Raw genomic sequence first — 22,949 nt, 5'->3', positions numbered from 1 at the left:
ATGGGATCGACAAAGAGGGGAGTGAATAGCACACAGCGTTATTCACGGATAAACCGGCATCTCTGGGTGCCGGGCATTTTTATGAATTCAATAACCTCAGTGGGATATACATAACATGAATAATATCTCAGTAACGCCTAAAGGCGGGACTATCGCCTCGCAGCTGAGTGGCAGCAGCGTCAATTTGTCCACTCCAAGTGTGATTAAACTCAATCTCAATCGATCTGACATTAAATCTTTCGCACGCAACGGCAATGATCTTGTTGTAACCACGAAATCTGGCGAAACGGTTGTTATTCATAATTTTTATGGCCCGGCAGGTGAAAGCGACCTGGTGCTGCAGGATGATAAGGGCGCGCTCTGGTGGGTAAAGAATCCCGGTGAGCAGGGTTTCCAGTACGTCTCGATCGACAGCACCGAAGGGCTGCTGGCGGATAACCTAACCAGCGACAACACTATCGCCGCCTTTGGTATCGGCGGCGCGGCGCTGGCGGGTATCGGCGCGCTGTTTGCTACTAACGGCGGCGGCGGTGGTGGTGGTGGTGGCGGCGGCGATGCAGGCGGCGGCACCGGCGGCGGAGATAACCCTGGCGGCGGCACAGGCGGCGGCAATACCGGCGGCGGCACAGGCGGCGGCGACAACGGTGGCGGCACAGGCGGCGGTGATACCACTGCGCCCGGCGCGGCGACCAATGTAGTGATTAACGACAGCGTCGGCGCCATTCAGGGCGCGATTGCCGCAGGCGGCATTACCGATGACAATACCCCGGTCTTAAGCGGAACCGCTGAAGCGGGCGCGACCGTCAGCGTTTACGACAACGGCACTCTGCTGGGAACCGCGACCGTCAATGCAGACGGCAGCTGGAGCTTTACTTCACCGGCGCTGGCGGATGGCCAGCACAGCCTGACGGTGACGGTCACCGACGCTGCAGGCAACACCAGCAGCGCCACCGATCCGCTGAACTTTACCGTCGATACCCTTGCGCCAGCGCTAACCGACGTGAGCGCCAGCAGCGATAATGGCGCGATCCTGACGCCTGTCGCCGCAAACGGCGCGACCAGCGACACAACGCCGACGCTGCAGGGCACCGCCGAAGCGGGCAGCACCGTCACCATTTCCGATAACGGCACCGTGCTGGGCACGGTTATCGTCGGCAGCGATGGGCGCTGGTCTTTCACTACCTCTACGCTGGGCGAAGGCAGCCATACGCTGAGCATTACCGCCGCCGATGCGGCAGGCAACGTTAGCCCGGCGACCACCTTGACCTTCACCGTTGATACCCTGGCTCCGAATGCCGCCAGCAACCTGCAGCTGACCGATAACGTCGGCGACAGCCAGGGGCCGCTCGCTTCCGGCAGCTCGACCGACGACAATACGCCAGCGTTGAGCGGCCAGGCAGAAGCGGGCACCACCGTCAGCGTATATGACGGCGATACCTTACTCGGCACGGTCACGGTCGGCGCCGATGGCCTCTGGAGCTTTACTACGCCCGCCCTGAGCAACGGCAGCCATAGCCTGACGGCGACCGTCACCGATGCGGCAGGCAACGTCAGCGCGCCGACGGCGGCGATTGTGGTCAACGTCGCGGCGGATCTGCCGCCAGCGACCAGCTCGCTGGAGATCACCGACGACAGCGGCAGTACGCTGGTGCCGCTTTCTAATGGCGCCTCGACCGCAGACAGCACGCCGACCCTGAGCGGCCTGACCACCGCAGGCGCGCTGGTGACGCTCTACAACGGCGACACGATCATCGGCAGCGTCACCGCCGACGCCAGCGGTCAGTGGAATTTTACTCCCGCCGCGCTGGTGGATGGTACCTACGCCTTCCGCGCCGACACCACCAATGCGGACGGCAGCATTACCCCGTCGCCGGTGCTGACCATCACTATCGACACGCTGGTGCCAACCACGCCAGCCGATCTGCAGCTGACTAACGACAACGGCGCAGCGGTGGCAGCCGGCAGCGCGACAAACGACAATGCCCTGACGCTGAGCGGCAGCGCGGAACCGGGCAGCACAGTCACCGTGCGAGACGGCGACACGCTGCTGGGCACCGTTACTGCAGGCGGAGACGGCAGCTGGAGCTTTACTACGCCGGTACTGACGGACGGCAGCCATAGCCTGACGGCAACGGTAACGGATGCGGCGGGCAACGTGAGCGCGGCTTCCGCGCCGCTGAACTTTACCGTCGATACGCAGGCGCCGGAAGCGGTCAGCGGTCTGGTGGTCACTGACGACGTCGGCGACAGCACGGGGCCGCTGACGTCAGGCGCCACCACCGACGACGCGACCCCTGTTCTGAGCGGACAGGCGGAGCCCGATTCGCTGCTGACGATTTACGATAACGGCGTCGCCATCGGCAGCCTGACGGTCGGCACCGACGGCAACTGGAGCTTTACCACGCCGACGCTGAGCAACGGCGCGCACAGCCTGACGCTGACGCTGACCGATGCGGCAGGCAACGTTAGCGCGCCGACCGCGCCGTTCGATTTCACCGTGGCCGCAGGCGAACCGCCAGCGGCCAGCACGCTGGTGATCACCGACGACAGCGGCAGCGCGCCGGTGGATCTGGCCGACGGCGCCAGCACCCGCGACACCACGCCGGTGCTGAGCGGCGCGACCTTCGCCAACGCGCTGGTGACGCTCTATAGCGGCGATACCGTAATCGGCAGCGTCACTGCCGACATCAACGGCCAGTGGAGCTTTACGCCCGCCGCGCTGGCGGACGGCACCTACGATTTTCGTGCGGCCGTCACCGACGCCGCAGGCAACATCATCTATTCCGCTACCCAGGCGATTACTATCGACACCGTCGCGCCGACAGCGGCGGCGGACGTTACGCTGGCGGACGCCAGCGGCGATCCGATCGACGGCCTCACCAACAATAACGCGCCGGTGCTGAGCGGCACGGCGGAGCCGGGCAGCATCGTTACCGTCTCTGACGGCGGCACGCCGCTGGGCAGCGTTACGGTTGGCCAGGATGGCAGCTGGAGCTTCACCTCGCCAGCGCTTGCCGACGGCAGCCATAGCCTGACGGCGGTGGTGACCGATGCGGCGGGCAATGCCAGCGCGCCGAGCGCGCCGGCAAACTTTACCCTGGACACGCAGGCGCCGATCGCTGCGGCCGATCTGGCGCTCAGCAGCGACAGCAGCGGCGTCTCCGTGCCGGTCGCCGCAGGCTCTGCCACGGGCGACGCCTCCCCGGTATTGAGCGGCAGCGCCGAACCGGGCAGCATCGTGACCATTTCTGACGGCGACACTGTACTGGGCACGGCGACCGTCGGCGGAGACGGGCGCTGGAGCTTTACCGCAGCAGGACTTGCCGACGGCAGCCACAGCCTGACCACCACCGTGACCGATGCGGCCGGCAACACCGGCCCGGCTTCGGCGCCGCTCTCCTTTACCGTTGATACACTCGCCCCGGAGGCGGCCACCGGCCTGGTAGTAACCGACGACGTGGGCGCCTCGCAGGGCGATCTCGCCTCGGGCGACACCACCGACGACAGCACGCCGACCCTGAGCGGCACGGCGGAGGCCAACGGCATCGTCAGCGTCTATGACGGCGATACGCTGCTCGGCACCGCGACGGCAGATGCCAGCGGCAACTGGAGCTTCACCACACCGGCACTGAGCGACGGCCTGCACAGCCTGACCGTCACCGTCACCGATGCGGCAGGCAACGTCAGCGCGCCGACGACACCGTTCGAGCTCACCGTTGACGCCGGCGTGCCGCCAGCCACCGCCTCGCTGGAGGTGACCGACGACAGCGGCAGTACCCTTGTGGCGCTGGGCGACGGCGCCAGCACGCGCGACACCACGCCGGTGCTGAGCGGCCTGACCACCGCGGGCGCGCTGGTGACGCTCTATAACGGCGACGCGGTCATCGGCAGCGTCACCGCCGATGCGGCGGGCCAGTGGAGCTTTACGCCAGCGGCGCTGGACGATGGCAGCTACGCCTTCCGCGCCGACACCGCCAACGCGGACGGCAGCGTGACGTCCTCGCCGGTGCTGACCGTCACCATCGATACCGTCGCGCCTGCGACGGTCACGGACGCCGCCCTGACCGACGCTAACGGCGTGCTGGTAACAGGCGACGGCATCACTAATAGCCCTACGCCGGTGCTGAGCGGCACGGCGGAGCCGGGCAGTATCGTCACCGTTTCCGATGGCGACAATGTGCTGGGCACGACCACCGTCGCCCAGGACGGCAGCTGGAGCTTTACCACGCCGACGCTCGCCGAAGGCGGCCACAGCCTGACCGCCATCGTGACCGATGCGGCGGGCAACGTTAGCGCAGCTTCTACGCCGCTGACCTTTACTCTCGATACCTCCGCGCCGCAGACAGCGTCAGGCGTCACCGTGACGGATGACGTCGGCGATCGTCAGGGCGCGCTGGCGTCCGGCGACACCACCGACGACAGCACGCCAACCCTGAGCGGCACGGCGGAAGCCAATAGCGTCGTCAGCGTCTACGACGGCGACACCCTGCTGGGGACGGCCAACGCCGACGGGAGCGGCAGCTGGAGCTTTACCACGCCGGAACTGGCCGACGGCCTGCACAGCCTGAGCGTGACCGTGACCGATGCGGCGGGCAACGTCAGCGCGCCGACGACGCCTTTCGACCTGACCGTGGCGGCCAGCCAGCCGCCTGTGACCCTGACGCTGGCGGTCGCTGACGACAGCAGCGGCGCGCCAGTGGATCTCGCTGACGGCGCCAGCACCCGCGACGCGACGCCGACGCTGAGCGGCCAGACCGCCGCCGGGCTGCTGGTCACGCTTTACAACGGCGATACCGCTATCGGCAGCGTTACCGCCGACGCTAATGGCCTCTGGAGCTTTACGCCGCAGGCGCTGCCGGACGGCGACTACGCTTTCCGCGCCAGCGTCACCGACGCCGCGGGCAATATCACCGACTCCGCCACGCTGACGATCGCCATCGACACCGCGGCGCCAGCAACCGCTACCGACATTGCGCTGGCGGATGAGAACGGCGATCCCATCGGCGGTCTCACGAACAACAACGCGCCAGTACTGAGCGGCACGGCAGAGGCGGGCAGCATCGTCACCGTCTCTGACGGCGACACGGTGCTGGGCAGCGTCACGGCCGCTCAGGACGGCAGCTGGAGCTTCACCTCGCCAGCGCTTGCCGACGGCAGCCACAGCCTGACGGCAGTGGTGACCGATGCGGCAGGCAACGCCAGCGCGCCGACTGCGCCAGCAACCTTTACTCTGGATACGCAGGCGCCGGTCGCCGCAACCGATCTGGCGCTCAGCAGCGACAGCAGCGGCGTCTCCGTGCCGGTCGCGGCAGGCGACACCACCCGCGACGCTACGCCTGTGCTGAGCGGCAGCGCCGAACCGGGCAGCATCGTGACTATTTCTGACGGCGACGCGGTGCTCGGTAGCGCCACGGTCGCGCAGGATGGCCGCTGGAGCTTTACCTCGCCTGCTCTGGATGACGGCAGCCACAGCCTGACCACTACCGTGACCGATGCGGCAGGCAACACCGGCCCGGCTTCGGCGCCGCTCACCTTTACCGTTGACGCCACTGCGCCGGAGGCGGCCACCGGCCTGGTAGTAACCGACGACGTGGGCGCTTCGCAGGGCGATCTCGCCTCGGGCGACACCACCGACGACAGCACACCGACCCTGAGCGGCACGGCGGAGGCCAGCGGCATCGTCAGCGTCTATGACGGCGACACGCTGCTCGGCACCGCGACGGCAGATGCCAGCGGCAGCTGGAGCTTCACCACGCCGGCACTGAGCGACGGCCTGCATAGCCTGACCGTCACCGTCACCGATGCGGTCGGCAACGTCAGCGCGCCGACGGCACCGTTCGATCTCACCGTTGACGCCGGCGTGCCGCCAGCCACCGCCTCGCTGGTGGTGACCGACGACAGCGGCAGCACCCTTGTGGAGCTGGCCGACGGCGCCACCACGCGCGACACCACGCCGGTGCTGAGCGGCCTGACCACCGCGGGCGCGCTGGTGACGCTCTATAACGGCGACGCGGTCATCGGCAGCGTCACCGCCGATGCGGCCGGTCAGTGGAGCTTTACGCCAGCGGCACTGGAAGAGGGCAGCTACGCCTTCCGCGCCGACACCGCCAACGCGGACGGCAGCGTGACGCCTTCGCCCGTGCTGAATATCACTATCGACAGCGTCGTGCCGGATGCGGTCAGCGGGCTGCAGCTGAGCAGCGACGCCAGCGGCGCGCTGGTGCCGGTCACCACGGGCGCGACCAATGATACGACGCCTGTGCTGAGCGGCACGGCGGAGCCGGGCAGCATTGTCACCGTTTCCGACGGCGGCAACGTACTCGGTAGCGCCGCCGTTGGTCCAGACGGCAGCTGGAGCTTTACCACGCCTGCGCTGAGCGAGGGTGCTCACAGCCTGAGCGCCACCGTGACCGATGCGGCGGGCAACGTCAGCAACGCCTCCGCGCCGATCACCTTTGACGTCGACAGCACGCCGCCGGCGGCGATCGTCGATCTGGTGTTGAGCGATAGCCGCGGCGGCACGCTACAGCCGATAGGGGCAGGCGGCTCCACCAGCAGCACCACGCCAACCCTGAGCGGCAGCGCTGAACCGGGCAGCATCGTTACCGTCACCGACGGCGAGCAGGTGCTGGGCAGCGCGACGGTCAACGCCGACGGCAGCTGGAGCTTTATCAGTCCGGCGCTGGGCGAGGGCGGCCACAGCCTGACCGCCACGGTAACCGATTTAGCGGGCAACAGCGGCTCGGCCTCCGCGCCGCTGGCCTTTAACGTAGATACCGTCGCGCCTGCGGCGGTGAGCAACCTGGTGGTCACCGACAACTACGGGGATGCCACAGGCCAGCTCGCCTCGGGCGACACTACGGACGATCGCACCCCGACCCTGAGCGGTCAGGGCGAACCAAACGCGCTGGTGACCATTTATGACGGCCAGGTCGTGCTGGGTTACACCACCGTTGACACCGACGGCAGCTGGAGCTTCACCACGCCGACCCTGAGCAGCGGCGCGCACAGCCTGACGACCACTCTCACCGATCCAGCAGGCAACGTCGGCCCGGCGTCTGATGCCTTCGCGCTCACCGTTGACGGCACGCTGCCGCCAGCGAGCACGCCGCTAGAGGCGGTCAATGAAACCGGCTCTACCGTCGCGCCGCTGATCGACGGCGCCACGACCAATAACGACAGTCCGGTGCTGAGCGGCCTCGCCGATCCGAACAGCGTGGTTACGCTCTACGACGGCCAGACGCTGATAGGCAGCACCACGGCTGACGGCAGCGGCCAGTGGTCTTTCCGGCTCTTTTCGCTGTCGAACGGCCTGCACGCTTTCTATGCCACTATCGTCAGGCCTGACGGCGCGACCACCAACGCCGGTCCGCTGAATATCACCGTCGATACCCTTGCGCCGAGCGCGGCCGATAACCTGCAGCTTACCGGCGACAACGGCAGCACCAGCACGCCGATCGGCGACGGCAGCGCTACACGCGACGTCTCGCCGGTACTGAGCGGCACGGGCGAGCCGGGCAGCACCATCTCTGTTTCCGACAACGGCAACCTGCTGGGCACCGCCACGGTCGATAATAACGGCAACTGGCGCTTTGCTACGCCGGCGCTGGCGGAAGGGCCGCACAGCCTGACCACCACCGTTACCGATATCGCTGGCAACGTCGGCCCGGCCTCCGCGCCGCTGAGCTTTACCGTCGATACCACACCGCCAGCCGCCGCCAGCAATCTGGTGGTGACTGACGACGTTGGCGGCAGTCAGGGGTCGTTGGCCTCCGGCGACACCACCGATGACAACACCCCGACGCTGAGCGGCCAGGCGGAAGCGGGGGCGCTGGTCAACGTTTATGAAGGGAACGTGCTGCTGGGCAGCGCCGTCGCTGACGGCAGCGGCAACTGGAGCGTCACCACCATCGCGCTGAGCAACGGCAACCACAGCATGACGGTGACCGTCACCGACGCGGCGAGCAACGTCAGTCTGGCGACGCCAGCCTTTAACCTGAACATTCAGGCGGGTCTGCCGCCGGCCACCGTCTCGCTGGAGGCGATTGACGACAGCGGCAGTCCGCTGCTGCCGCTGGCCAACGGCGCCAGCACGCAAGACACCACGCCGATCCTTAGCGGTCTGGCCACGGCAGGCGCGCTGGTGACCCTCTTCAGCAACGGTGACGCGCTGGGCAGCGTCACCGCCGACGCCAACGGGCAGTGGAACTTCACGCCTGCGGCGCTGGCGGATGGCACCTACACCTTCCTCGCCAGCTATACCGACGCGACCGGCAACCTGATTGAGTCTACGCCGCTGACGCTGACCATCGATACCGTTGCGCCGACTGCGGCGGCAGACATTGCGCTGACCGACGCCAACGGCGACCCGGTAGGCACGGATGCGCCGACCAGCAACAATACGCCGACGCTGAGCGGCAGCGCTGAACCAGGAAGCATCGTGACGGTTTCCGACGGCGTCCAGGTGCTGGGCACGACCACGGCAGGCACCGACGGCAGCTGGAGTTTCACCACGCCGACCCTGTCCGATGGCGATCACAGCCTCACCGCGGTGGTCACCGATGCGGCGGGTAACGCGAGTCCCGCCTCTGCACCTGTCGCCATCACCGTCGACACATTACCGCCATCCTTGCCAGCGGATGTGGTGCTGAGCAATGACGGCGCGCCGATCGCGTCCGGTAGCCTGATTAATAACGCCACGCCGGTCATGAGCGGCAGCGCCGAGCCGGGCAGCATCGTTACCGTTTCCGACGGCGACACGCCGCTGGGCAGCGTAACGGTGGGCAATGACGGCAACTGGAGCTTCACTACGCCGACGCTGGGCGAGGGCGACCATAGCCTGAGCGCGGTGGTTACCGACGCGGCGGGCAACAGCAGCAGCGCCACTACGCCAGTGCTGGTGAGCGTCGATACGGTTGCGCCGACCGCAGCAGGCGATCTGCTGCTCAGCAGCGATCAGAGCGGCGCCCCTGTACCGATCACCGGCACCGTCACCAACGATCCGACGCCGGTATTGAGCGGCACCGCCGAAGCGGGCGGCTTTGTCACCGTTTACGACGGTGACACGGTGCTTGGCTCCGCGACGGTAGGCAGTGACGGCAGCTGGAACTTTACCGCGCCAGCCCTGAGCGAAGGGGATCATAGCCTGACGGCCGTGGTGACCGACGCGGCGGGCAACGCCGGTCCGGCATCGGAAGCGGTCGCCATCACCGTTGATACCACGCCGCCAGCCGTGGCAGCCGACCTGCTGCTCACTGATGAAGGCGGCACGGCTATCGCCGCAGACGGCCTGACCAACAGCGACGCGCCGGTGCTGAGCGGTACTGCCGAAGCGGGCAGCCTGATCATCGTCTCTGACGGCGACCAGGTGCTCGGCTCGGTCACCGCCGCTGATGACGGCAGCTGGAGCTTCACTTCGCCGCAGCTTGACGACGGTTCGCACAGCCTGAGCGCCACCGTGACCGATTCGGTGGGCAACGTCAGCGCGCCAACCACGCCGCTGAACTTCACGGTAGACACGCTGCCGCCAGCGGCCGCGCTCGGCCTGACGCTGGTTGACGATCAGAGCGGGGCGACGATCCCGGCAAACGGCGCGACCAATGACACGACGCCGGTGCTGAGCGGCACGGCGGAGCCAGGCGGGGTCGTCACCATTTTTGACGGCGCGACCGAACTGGGTTCCGTGGCGGTGGATGCGGTCGGCAACTGGAGCTTTACCTCCCCGGCGCTGGCAACGGGCGATCACAGCCTGACCGCCACCGTCACCGATGCCGCCGGCAATACCGGGCCAGCGTCGGCGGCCTATCTCTTCACCGTCGATCTGACACCGCCTGCGGCGGCGACGGATCTGGCGCTCACTAACGACGCCAGCGGCACGACGATTGCAGCGGGCGGCCAGACCAACGACACCACGCCGGTACTGAGCGGCACCGCTGAGGCGGGCAGCACGGTTACCGTTTCCGACGGCACCACGGTGCTGGGCACGGCCACGGTCAGCGGCGACGGCAGCTGGAGCTTCACCGCGCCGACCCTGAGCGAAGGCGCGCACAGCCTGAGCGTGGTGGTGACGAACGCCACCGGCAACAGCAGCGCGCCGTCTGAGGCGATCGGCTTTACCGTCGACACCGCCGCGCCTGCGGCAGCGACCGCTCTGCTGCTGACCAACGATGCCAGCGGCGTCGTCATTGCGGCAGGCGGCGCGACCAACGACGCAACGCCGGTGCTGAGCGGGACGGCGGAGCCGGGCGGCACGGTCACTGTCTCTGACGGTACGGTCGTGCTAGGCACGGCCACCGTCGGCGCTGACGGCAGCTGGAGCTTTACGTCGCCAGCGCTGGGCGAAGGCGCGCACAGCTTCACCACCGTAGTGACCGATGCGGCGGGCAACGTCGGACCTGCGTCGGAAGCCCTGGGCTTCAGCGTGGATACCACTGTTCCTGCGCTGGCCGACAACGTGCTGGTTAACAACAACAACGGCCTGACGCTGGTGCCGATTGTGGACGGCAGCACCACCAACGACGCCACGCCGGAGCTAACCGGCACGGCCGAGGCGGGCAGTGTCGTCACCGTTTATGACGGCGACGAGGCGATCGGCTCCGTCTCCGTAGGACCGGAGGGCAGCTGGAGCTTTACCACGCCGACGCTGGCGAGCGGGCCGCACAGCCTGAGCGTGAGCGTTACCGACGCGGCGGGCAACAGCAGCGGCACGACTCCGCCTGTTGGCTTTACCGTCGATACCGCCGCGCCTGAGGCCGTTACCGGGCTGACGCTCACCAACGATCTTACCGGCGCGACCATCCCAGACGGCGGCCTGAGCAACGACAACACGCCGGTGCTGAGCGGCAGCGCCGAAGCAGGCAGCATCGTTACCGTGCTGGACGGCACGGCGGTACTCGGCAGCGCCACCGTGAATGACGACGGCAGCTGGAGCTTTACCGCGCCGACGCTCAACGACGGCGCGCATAGCCTGAGCGCCGTGGTAACAGATGCGGCCGGCAACGTCAGCCCGGCCAGCAGCGCCATCGCGCTGAACGTCGATACCCAGCCGCCTGCGGCCGTAACCAGCCTGGCGCTGAGCAACGACAGCGGCGCAACGCCAACGGCTATTCCGGACGGCGGCCTGACCGATGACAATACGCCGGTGCTGAGCGGCCTCTCTGAGGCGGGCGGCACGGTCGCCATCTATAATGGCGCCACGCTGCTGGACAGCGTAGCGGTCAACGCCGACGGCAGCTGGAGCTATACCCCGGCTGCGCTTAGCGACGGCACCTATACCTTTACCGTGACGCCTGTCGATGCGGCAGGCAATGTCGGCGCCGCCGCCGCTATCAGCGTGGTTATCGACGCCACCGCGCCGGCAACGGCGGCGGATATCGCCCTCACCAGCGATAACGGAGCGGCAACGGCGATCGTCGACGGCGGCATCACCAGCGACAGCACGCCGCTGATGAGCGGCAGCGGCGAAGCGGGCAGCATCGTCACCGTTTATGACGGCGCCCTTGCGCTCGGCACTACCACGGTCGGCGCCAACGGCCTGTGGAGCTTCTCGCTGCCGACGCTGAGCGACGCCGCGCACAGCCTGACGGTGACCCTCACCGATGCGGCGGGCAACACCAGCGCGCCTTCAGCGGCGATCGGGTTTACCGTTGACACCCTGGCGCCGGACGCGTCTGCGCTGACGGTCAGCAGCGACAACGGCCCCGAAACGGTGGTGCTGACGCCGAACGCCGCCACCAGCGACAACACGCCGGTGCTGACGGGAACGGCGGAGGCCAACAGTCTGGTCACCCTTTATGACGGCGACGTGGTGATCGGATCGGTCACTGCAGACGACCAGGGCGCATGGACCTTTACCTCGCCTGCGCTGGCGGACGGCAGCCATGCGCTGAGCACCACGGTGACCGACGAGATCGGCAACGTCAGCGCGCGTTCTGAAGCCTTTACCTTTGTGGTCGACGTGACGCCGCCGGAACCGGCAGGCGCGCTGACGGTGCGCAACGACAGCGGCACGAGTATTGCCGACGGCGGCATCACCAATGACAGCACGCCAGCCATCAGCGGTACGGCAGAGGCGGGCACGCTGGTTACCGTTTACGACGGCACCACGGCGGTCGGCTCGGCGACGGCGGACGGCAGCGGGGCATGGAGCATTACGCCAGCGCCGGTGCTCTCCGACGCCGCGCATACGCTGAACGTCACGGTAACTGATGCGGCGGGCAATATCAGCTCCACCTCCTCCATCACCCTGACCGTGGATACCACGCCGCCGCAGCCGGTGGCGACCTTTGATATCTACGATACCAACGGCGCGACGCCGGTGTTGATCGCCAGCGACGGCTATACCAACGACGACACGCCGGTGCTGCGCGGCACCGCCGAGGCGGGCGCTACGGTCACTATCTATGAGGGTGACTCGCTGCTCGGCACCGCTACGGTGAACCAGAGCGGCGTCTGGCGCTTCGAGACCGGCACGCTGACCGACGGGCAGTATACCTTTACCGTATCGGTCACCGACGCGGCGGGCAACGTCAGCACCGAGGCGCAGCCCTACACCATAAACGTCGATCTCACGCCGCCTGCGGCCATCGCCGATCTGGCGGTGAGCGACGATGCGGGCGCCACCAACGGCCCGCTGGCCAACGGCGCGGTCACCGACGACAACACTCCGACGCTGAACGGCACGGCGGAGGCGGGCAGCGTCGTCAGCGTCTATGACGGCGACACGCTGCTGGGATCGGTAACGGCGGGCGCCGGTGGCGCATGGAGCTTTACCACCGGCGCGCTGAGCAACGGTCCGCACAGCTTTACCGTTACGCAGACCGATGTAGCAGGCAACGTCGGCGCGGCGAGCACGCCATTCGCTATCACCATTGAGAATGGTCTGCCGCCGACTTCCAGTACGCTGCAGCTTACCGACGACAGCGGCAGCACGCTGGTTAATCTGGCCAACGGCGCCTCTACCAGCGACACCACGCCGGTATTGAGCGGTCAGGCGACCGCCGGCGACGTGATTACCATCGCTGACGGCGGGACCACGCTGGGCAGCGTCACCGTCGGCGCCGGCGGCGTGTGGACCTTTACGCCAGCGGCACTGGCGGAGGGGGCGCACAGCTTCACCATTACCACGGTAGATGCCACAGGAAACCCTGGCGCGTCGGCTGGCCCGATCGCCATTACCGTCGATACCACGGTGCCGACCACCGCCACCGATCTGCTGCTGAGCAACAACAACGGCACCACGGCGGTGGAGATCGCCAACGGCACCGCCACCAACGACAACACGCCGCAGCTGAGCGGCACCACCGAAGCTGGCGCGCTGGTCACCGTCTATGACGGCGACACCGTCATCGGCTCGACTACGGCGGGAGCAGGCGGCGCATGGAGCTTCGTCTCGCCGCTGCTGACCAACGGGCCGCATGCGCTGAGCGTGACGGTAACGGATGCGGCGGGCAACCTGAGCGATCGCTCCGCCGCTATCGCCTTCACCGTGGATACCATCGCGCCAGCGACGGCCGCGAATCTGACAATCACCAACGACGCCACCAATACGGCGATACCGAACGGCGGCTTCACCAATGACGACACGCCGGTGGTCAGCGGCACTGCCGAGGCGGGCAGCCTGGTGACCATCTATGACGGCGCCACGGCGCTCGGATCCGTTACGGCGGACGCTGGCGGCAGCTGGCGCTTCGTCTCCCGCGCGCTGGCACAGGGCACCCATACGCTGAGCGCTCGCGTCACCGACGCGGCGGGCAACGTCAGCGTGCCGTCCGGCACCGCGACGGTAGTGGTTGACACCGCGCCGCCAGCGCCGGTAACCCTGACCGCCAGCAACAACAACGGCGCGACGGCGACGCCGATCGCCAGTAACGGCATCACTAACGACAGCACGCCAGTGCTGACGGGGACGGCGGAGGCGGGCAGCCGCATCTTTATCTCCGACGGTAACACGGTGCTGGGCAGCGTTACGGCGGGCAGCAACGGTCAGTGGAGCTTTATCACGCCGACGCTGGCCGACGGCCCGCATACCCTGAGCGTGACCGCCACCGATGCGGCAGGCAACACCAGCGAAGCCGCGCTGCTGACGCTGACGGTCGCCACCGCCGCGCCAGCGCCGGTCGCCGACCTGACGGTTAACGATAACGTCGGGGCGACGCAGGGCAACCTGGTGAACGGCGCGGTCACCGACGACAACACGCCGACCCTCAGCGGCACCACCGGCGCAGGCAATATCGTGGCCGTTTACGACGGCGCTACGCTGCTCGGCACGGTGACGGCGGGCGCCAATGGCGCATGGAGCTTCACCACCGGCGCGCTGAGCAACGGCGCGCATACTCTCAACGTAACGGTGACCAACGCGGCTGGCAACACCAGCGCCGCGACGCCGTTTACCCTGACGGTGGATACCGTCGCGCCAGCCGCATCGACGCTGGTGGTCACCAACGACGCCGCCAACGTGACGGTGCCGAACGGCGGATCGACCAACGACAACACGCCGGTGCTGAGCGGTACGGCGGAAGCGGGCAGCACCGTCACGGTGTATGACGGCGCGACGGCGCTGGGCACCGTGACCGTCGGTACAGGCGGCGCGTGGAGCTTTACCTCGAGCCTCCTCGCCGAAGGCGCGCATGCGCTGCGCGTGACGGTGACGGATCCGGCAGGCAACGTTAGCGGCTCCACCACGGCCAGCATTGTGGTGGACACCACGCCGCCAGCGGCTGTTACCCTGACGGCAAGCAACAATAACGGCACCACGCCGGTGCCGATCGCCAGCAACGGCAGCACCAACGACAACACGCCGGCGCTCACCGGTAGCGCCGAGGCGGGCAGCCGCATCACCATCACCGACGGTACCACGGTGCTGGGCAGCGTAACGGCGGGCAGTAACGGTCAGTGGAGCTTCGTCACGCCGACGCTGGCGGACGGAGTTCATACCCTGAGCGTCACCGCCACCGATGCGGTCGGCAACACCAGCTCGCCGACCACGCTGACGCTGGCCGTGGATACCACGGCGCCAGCAGCGGTCACCGATCTGACGGTGAGCGATAACGTCGGAACTATTCAGGGCAACCTGACGAACGGCGCCGTCACTGACGACAATACGCCAACGCTGAGCGGCACGGCGGAAGCGGGTGCTATCGTGGTGATCTTTGACGGCACCACGGCGCTCGGTTCCACCACGGCGGGCGCCAACGGCGCGTGGAGCTTCACCACCGGCGCGCTGAGCAACGGCGTGCATCCGCTGAGCGTGACGGTGCGCGACGCGTTAGGCAACACCAGCGCCGCCTCCGCCACGGTTTCCGTTACCGTGGATACGGTGGCGCCAGCCGCCTCGACGCTGCAGGTCGTCAACGACATCACCGGCACGGTGGTGGCGAACGGCGGGTCGACTAACGACAACACGCCGACCCTGAACGGCACGGCGGAAGCGGGCAGCCGCGTCAGCATTTTCGACGGCGGCACGCTGCTGGGCACAGCAACGGCGGGCGCCAGCGGCGCGTGGAGCTTCACCACCAGCGCGCTGACGCAGGGCACCCATCCGTTGAGCGTGACGGTGACCGATCTGGCGGGCAACGTCAGCGGTTCGACGGCGGCCACAGTGATTGTCGATACCACGGCGCCAGCGGCGGTCACGGCGCTGACGGTGAGCAACAACAATGGCAGCACGCCGGTGACCATTCCTAACGGCGGCGTTACCAACGACAACACTCCGCTGCTGAGCGGCAGCGGCGAAGTCGGCGCGCGGATTAGCGTCTATGAGGGCGCCACGCTGTTGGGCACCGCCACGGTGGGCAGCAACGGGCAGTGGAGCCTGATTAGCCCGACGCTGGCCAGCGGTCCGCACACGCTGACCGTTACCGCGACCGATGCGGCAGGCAACGTCAGTCCGGGCGTTAACGCCACCCTGACCATCGATACCACGGCGCCGGCGGCCAGTACGCTGGTGATCACCAATGACTCGGTGACGCCGACCGTCACGGTACCGAGCGGCGGGGCGACGCGCGACACCACGCCGGTGCTGAGCGGCACGGCGGAAGCGGGCGCAACGGTGAGTATCTTTGATGGTACGACGCTGTTGGGCACGGCGATCGCAGGCAACAGTGGCGCCTGGAGCTTCACCACTTCTACCCTGTCGCAGGGCGTCCATCCGCTCAGCGTGACGGTGACGGATCCGGCAGGCAACGTCAGCGGCACCACGACCGCGAACGTCACCATCGACAGCGTGGCGCCGACGGCGGTCACCGGACTGGCGATTAATTCGGCGGGCACCACGTTAACCGGTAGCGGGGAAGCGGGCGCGACGGTGACGGTACGCGACGCGGGCGGCAACGCAATCGGCAGCGGCACCGTGGCGGCCAACGGCAGCTTCTCGCTGGCGCTGACCACCGCCCAGACCACTGGCGCCTCGCTGTCAGTCACTCAGGCCGACCGCGCGGGCAACGTATCGCCCGCCGCAACGGTGCTGGGCGCTATCCGCGTGGTGGCGGCCAATGACACCACCGAAGTGGATTACGCCACCCAGACCGGCACCATCACCAACGCCAATACCAGCACCAGCGGCGTGGCGTTGTTGAGCGCTAACCTGGGCAGCACACTATCGCTCGGCGTATTGCAGAGTGCGGGCGCCTATCAGTTCAGCGTCGGCGCAGGCGACACCCGTACGGTGACGCTGCACGCCTCGGCCACCAGCCTGGTGGCGCTGACCTCGACCTATACGCTCTACCTCTATCAGCAGCAGGCGAATGGCACATGGGTGGTGAAATCGAGCAATGCCAACTACATCTCGACCTTCCTGACGATCGGGACGCAGACGGGCGGTAACGTCACCTATAGCAACCTTGGCACCGGCAACTACGCGGTGCTGCTGGGTACCAGTACTGGCGCAAGCGTCCTGCCTGCCACCACCGTTACCACGACGTCAGATATCACCACCCTGGCGGTGACGGTGGCGGCGACCGTAACGGGCAACCTGCTGGCGAACGACACCAGCTCGGTGGCCGGCACGATTCCGGCAGGCACGCAGGTGACCACGGTAGGCAGCAGCGCCATCTCAGCGACCGGTAATACGGTGATCAACACCACCTACGGCACCCTGACCATCGACGCCAGAGGTAACTACACCTATGCGCTGAAAGCGGGTCTGGATGTCGATACGGTGCCAGCCACGGATGTGTTCACCTACTCGGTGCGCGACGCCGGCGGCGCGGTGACCTCAGCCACCCTGACCGTGAACCTGCACAACGGCCCAGCGGCGGCGCTCTTCTCGGTAAACAGCCTGTTTGCCGAAGCGCACGTCGATGACGGCACCGCGGCGAGCGGCAGCATCTACGGCGACAGCAGTGCGGCCCACACCGGCGCGCTGAGCATCACCAACGAGGCGGGTCTGACCACCGCCGTCAGCAGCACGGGCATCACGCTGGTGGCGGGCGACTACGGCACCCTGAGCATCTCTGCCGACGGTCACTACACCTACACCCTGAACTCAGCGGTTAACGTGCAGGATATCGCGCATAAAGAGGTGTTCAGCTATAGCCTGGCGGCAGCCGACGGCACCATTACCACCAACAGCTTCACCATTGACCTGCATCCGCTTATTACCGGAACCGCAGGGGCGGATGCGCTGACCAGCAGCGCCTACGACGACACCATCACTGCCGGAGCGGGCGCCGATACCCTGGTGTATCACCTGCTCAACAGCGCGGATGCCGTCGGCGGCAACGGGCATGACACCTGGACCGATTTCTCTGTCGCCAGCGGCGACAAGATCGATATCAGCAGTCTGCTCGTCGGCTGGAATGACGCGACCAGCAACGTCAACGACTTCGTGAAGGTAGATCATACCGCCGATGGCAATACCGTTCTGTCGATCGACCGCGACGGCACCGGTACCGCCTACAGCAGTACGCAGCTGGTCACGCTGGAAGGGGTTAACGTTTCACTGGAGGAGCTACTGCAACAGCCGCACCAGAATCACACGGTCTGATCGCCGTGATGTCTGGCAGGGAAGCATTATCGGGCGCAGGGATGCGCCCCTTTCTCTAACTGACGAGTGGAAAACGATGGATCGGATGCAATCAAGCGCAACATATCGCCGTTCTTTTAAGCTCAGCGTTCTCTGTGCTGGCATCGCTTTTTTTACAACTTCTTCCTCTCTGGCGGCCGGCAGCGACCTGATGCAGTCGGCCAGCCAGATCACCGCCACCGGCCTGGCGCAACAGCAGGATCTCCCTTCATTAACCGGCGAAAGCGCCGAACCGGCGCTGGCGCGCGTGCCCGACTCCCTGACCATCAATCAGGCGGTGCAGCGGGCGATCCAGTGGCATCCCGATATCGCCGAAGCGGTGGGAAAGCTGCTTGAGCAGGCGGATCAGGTGGACGTGGCGAAAGCCAAATACTATCCGCAGATCAGCGGCGGCATGAATAACGGTTACAGCAACAGCTACAGCGAGAAGGGCTACAGCCCCTCGTTCGTGCTGTCGGTCTCTCAGATGCTCTACGACTTCGGCAAGGTCAGCAGCTCGGTGCGCTCCGCCGAGGCGGGCGTCGCCCAGCAGCAGGCCAACGTGCTGGTGAGCATCGACACCGTCGCGCACGACACGGCCGCGGCGCTGGTGCAGGTGCAGGGCTATCAGCAGCTGGTGAAGATCGCCCAGGAGCAGCTATCGGCGCTGATGAAAATCGGCGATCTCGCGCGTCAGCGCAACAATGAAGGCGCCGCCTCGCTCTCCGACGCCACGCAAACCGACGCGCGTATCGAAGGGGCGCGCACCGTGCTGACGCAGTATCAGGCCAACCTCGACCGCTGGCGCGCCACGCTGGCGACCTATCTCGGCTGGCCGCTGGTGAAAAAAGTCAGCGACGATTTTCCCGCCAGCCTGGCGCGTTCCTGTGACGCCGCGAAAAGCGACGACCGCACCATTCCGGCGGTGCTGGCCGCCTGGGCGCAGGCCAATGAGGCGCAGGCGAAGCTGGACAACGCCAACGCGCAGATGCTGCCCACTATTTCGCTGGAGCCGCAGGTGACGCACTACCTCAACAATCACTACGCCAGCAGCGAGACGCTGGATCGCACGCAATATTCCGCCTGGGTCAAAGTCGAGATGCCGCTCTATCAGGGCGGCGGCATGACCGCCAGCCGCAACGCCGCCGCCAACGCGTTGACCGCGGCCAACGCGGCGGTCAACTCGGCGCGGCTGAAGGCGCGCCAGCAGCTAAACGAATCGCAGAGCCAGTCGCAAAGCCTGGCGCTCAGCCTGGCGATTCAGGCGCGGCAGCAGCGGCTGGGGGAGAAAACCCAGGAGCTTTATCAGGATCAATATCTGCAGCTCGGCACCCGCCCGCTGCTCGACGTGCTCAACGCCGAGCAGGAGGTGTTCCAGACGCGCTTTACGCTGCAGCAAACCATCAGCCAGTTGCGCGCGCTGCAGCTCGACTGCCTTTACAGCACCGGCCATATGCGGTCGGCATTCGCCCTGAATAATCAGCGGATCCAGTCCGTGGAGATCCAGCCATGACGCAAATGCAGCTTCCAGATTCGCCCGCCGGCAAGCCCGAGGGAGCCGAAGGCGGGGTGCCGCTCCAGGGCTGGGCGACAGCCATTATCCTGATCGCCGCGCACTATCGTCTGCCCTGTTCGCCGGGCATGATCCTCGCCGCCAGCGAGTGGCAGGGCAAACAGACGCGCGACAAGGCGTTGCGCCATCTGGCGCGCCAGGCGGGCATGTCGCTGCAGCTTTACCAGGATAACAAGTGGGAGATTAACCACTGGCGGCTGCCGCTGGCAGTGGAGCTGGCGGACGGCCAGGTCGGGGTCATCGTCAGCTTCGATGGCGAAGATGAGGTGCGGGTGCACTTCAGCGGCGACGAACAGCCGACGCCGCTGGCGCTCGGCACGCTGTTGCCCGACATCCGCTTCGCCGCCGCTTTTCGCCCGCTCACCGCCGCCAAAGACAGCCGCGTCGACCGCTATCTGGAGACCATTAAGCCCGACTGGCTGCGGCGCCTGGTGCTGCGCGATCTGCGTCCTTACGGCTATGTGATGCTGGGATCCTTCCTGATCAACCTGCTGGCGCTGGTGGGCATCATCTTCTCGATGCAGGTCTATGACCGGGTGATCCCGGCGCAGTCGTACCCTACGCTCTACGTGCTCTACGGCGGGGTAATTATCTCGGTGATCTTTACCTATATTCTGCGCGTCGGGCGCGATCACGTGACCGATCTGCTCGGCAAGCGCGCCGATATGCGCGTCTCCGATCGGGTGTTCGGCCATGCGCTGCGGCTGCGCAACAGCGCGATTCCGCGATCCACCGGCACCTTTATCTCTCAGCTGCGCGAGCTGGAGGCGATTCGCGAAATGGTGACCTCGACTACCGTCAGCTCGATCGTCGATATGCCGTTTTTCCTGCTGTTTATGCTGGTAATGGCGATTATCGCGCCGCAGCTGGCGTGGATCGCGCCGGTGGCGGTGATCCTGATGATCCTGCCCGGCGTGCTGAAGCAGAAAACGCTGGCGAGACTGGCGCACCAGTCGCTGAAAGAGTCGACCCTGCGCAATGCGGTGCTGGTAGAGAGCGTGCAGGGGCTGGAGGATATCAAGCTGATGCAGGCAGAGGATCGCTTTCTGCAGCAGTGGAACAGCTATATCCGCATCACCGCGCAGTCCGGCGTGGAGATGCGCAAAGTGATGCACTCGCTGATCAGCTGGGGCGTGACGGTGCAGGGGCTGGTTTATGCCAGCGTGATCGTGATCGGCGCGCCGATGGTGATCAACGGCGACATCACCACCGGCGCTATCGTCGCGGCGTCGCTGCTCTCGTCGCGCATGATCGCGCCGATGGGCACCCTGTGCGGCGTGCTGGCGCGCTGGCAGCAGGTCAAGGCGGCGAAAACCAGCCTCGACGCGCTGATGGCGCTGCCGGTCGAGAACAGCAAAGATGAAACCCGCATTCACTGCCCGGTGCTGTTCGGCCACTACCAGTTCAGCGAGGCGATGTTTCGCTACTACAGCGACTCCGCCACCATCGCGCTGCGCATTAAAAGCCTGACCATCAAGCCAGGCGAACGCGTCGCCGTGCTGGGGCGCAACGGATCGGGCAAATCGACGCTGCTGCAGGCGATGATCGGCGGCATGGATCTGGTGGGCGGCGAACTGCGGCTCGACAACCTGAGCCTGCCGCATATCGATCTCGCCGACGTGCGCCGCAACGTCGGCCTGATGACGCAGAACGCGCGGCTGTTCCACGGCACGCTGCGCGAAAACCTGACGATGGGCGCGGCGCACGCCAGCGACGAGGCGATCTTCGCCGCGCTGACGGTGAGCGGCGGCGCGGACTTTATTCGCCGGCTGCCGCTCGGTCTCGATCATCCGGTGATGGAGGGCGGCGTCGGGCTGTCCGGCGGACAGCGGCAGTCGGTGCTGCTGGCGCGCATGCTGCTGCGCGATCCCAATATCGTGCTGCTGGACGAGCCGACCGCCTCGCTGGACGATCACACCGAAAAAGAGTTTATCGAACGGCTCGGTCAGTGGCTCAACGGCCGCACACTGGTGGTGGCGACACACCGCGCCGCCATTCTTGCGCTGGTAGATCGCGTGCTGGTATTAAAAGAGGGGCAGCTGGTGATGGACAGCCCGAAAGAGAGCGCGCTGCCGCCTGCGCGGCCGGCGCTCAATCGTCCGGAGGATCAGGCATGAGCGAGCTATCGACTAAACTGCGGCTGGTGGCGCCCGAAGCGGAGACCTCAGACGATCTTAACGGCGATCTGCGCTCGGAAGCCTACTACAGCGGCTCGGTGCGCCTGATCGTTATCAGTTTCTTTCTGCTGATGGCGGGTCTGATCTGGGCATGGTTCGGCGTGCTGGACGAGGTGTCGACCGGCACTGGCAAAGTGATCCCCAGCTCGCGCGATCAGGTGCTGAGCTCGCTGGAAGGCGGGATCCTCGCCGAACTTAACGTGCATGAAGGGGATCGGGTCGAGGCGGGGCAGATCGTGGCGAAGCTCGATCCGACGCGATCCGTCTCCAGCGTCGGCGAAAGCGCGGCGCGCTATCGGGCCGCGCTGGCCGCCAGCGCGCGGCTCTACGCCGAGGTGAACGATCAGCCTTTGCGCTTTCCCGACGAGCTAAAGGCCTTTCCCGATCTTATCGCCTCGGAAACCCGGCTCTATACCACCCGACGCGCGCAGTTAAAAGATGCGACGGCGCAGATCCAGCAGTCCCTCGGGCTGGCCAACCGCGAGCTGGGCATTACCCAGCGGCTGGCGAAAAGCGGCGCCGCCAGCAGCGTCGAGGTGCTGCGGCTGCAGCGCGACAAGTCCGATCTGGAGCTGAAGCTTACCGATATGCGCTCGCAGTATTACGTGCAGGCGCGCGAGGATCTGGCGAAGGCGTCGGCGGAAGCGGACAGCCTGGCGCAAACCGTGAAGGGGCGCGAAGATACCGTCAGCCGCCTGACCCTGCGCTCGCCAATGCGCGGCATCGTGAAAAACATCAAGGTCACCACCGTCGGCGGGGTGATCCCGCCCAACGGCGAGCTGATGAATATTGTGCCGATGGATGACCGCCTGCTGATTGAGGCGCGCCTCTCGCCGCGCGATATCGCCTTTATCCATCCGGGTCAGAAGGCGCTGGTGAAGATCTCCGCCTACGACTACGCGATCTACGGCGGGCTGCACGGCGTGGTGGAGAGCATCTCGCCCGATACCATTCAGGATGAGGTGAAGCCGGAGATCTACTACTATCGCGTCTTTATCCGCACCGATACCGACTACGTGCAGAACAAAGCGGGACGCCGCTTCGCCATCAGTCCCGGCATGGTCTCTACGGTCGATATCAAGACCGGCGAGAAAACGGTGATGGACTATCTGGTTAAGCCGTTTAACCACGCCAAAGAGGCGCTGCGAGAACGTTAATGCGATCTCAACAAACGCGTTTCCGGCGCGTCGCGCATTGC

4 protein-coding genes are annotated in these 22,949 nt (G+C 66.4%); all 4 read left to right on the top strand.

Features of this window, described 5'->3' with window-relative positions:
- The first annotated feature begins 115 nt into the window (after positions 1 to 115).
- Positions 116 to 17,983: an Ig-like domain-containing protein gene (locus tag JS46_RS13785; RefSeq protein ID WP_152560706.1), complete on the top strand. Its 17,868-nt coding sequence runs from the start codon at positions 116 to 118 to the stop codon at positions 17,981 to 17,983.
- Between the two features lie 190 nt (positions 17,984 to 18,173).
- On the top strand, positions 18,174 to 19,514 hold the full coding sequence (locus tag JS46_RS13780; protein ID WP_235213003.1) for a TolC family outer membrane protein: 1,341 nt from the start codon (positions 18,174 to 18,176) through the stop codon (positions 19,512 to 19,514).
- Positions 19,511 to 21,691, top strand: a complete 2,181-nt coding sequence (locus JS46_RS13775; RefSeq protein WP_033752240.1) for a type I secretion system permease/ATPase — start codon at positions 19,511 to 19,513, stop codon at positions 21,689 to 21,691. The genes JS46_RS13780 and JS46_RS13775 overlap by 4 nt, the downstream gene beginning before the upstream one ends.
- Complete coding sequence (locus JS46_RS13770) at positions 21,688 to 22,908, top strand: HlyD family type I secretion periplasmic adaptor subunit (RefSeq protein ID WP_051905619.1); 1,221 nt, start codon at positions 21,688 to 21,690, stop codon at positions 22,906 to 22,908. Before JS46_RS13775 ends, JS46_RS13770 begins: the two co-directional genes overlap by 4 nt.
- Positions 22,909 to 22,949 lie beyond the last annotated feature (41 nt).

It is taken from the genome of Pantoea sp. NGS-ED-1003, assembly GCF_000738765.1.
In the GTDB taxonomy this organism is placed as follows: Bacteria; Pseudomonadota; Gammaproteobacteria; order Enterobacterales; family Enterobacteriaceae; genus Pantoea; species Pantoea septica.
The sequence above is the reverse complement of the archived record's forward strand: the minus strand, read 5'-3'. Positions and strand labels throughout refer to the sequence as shown.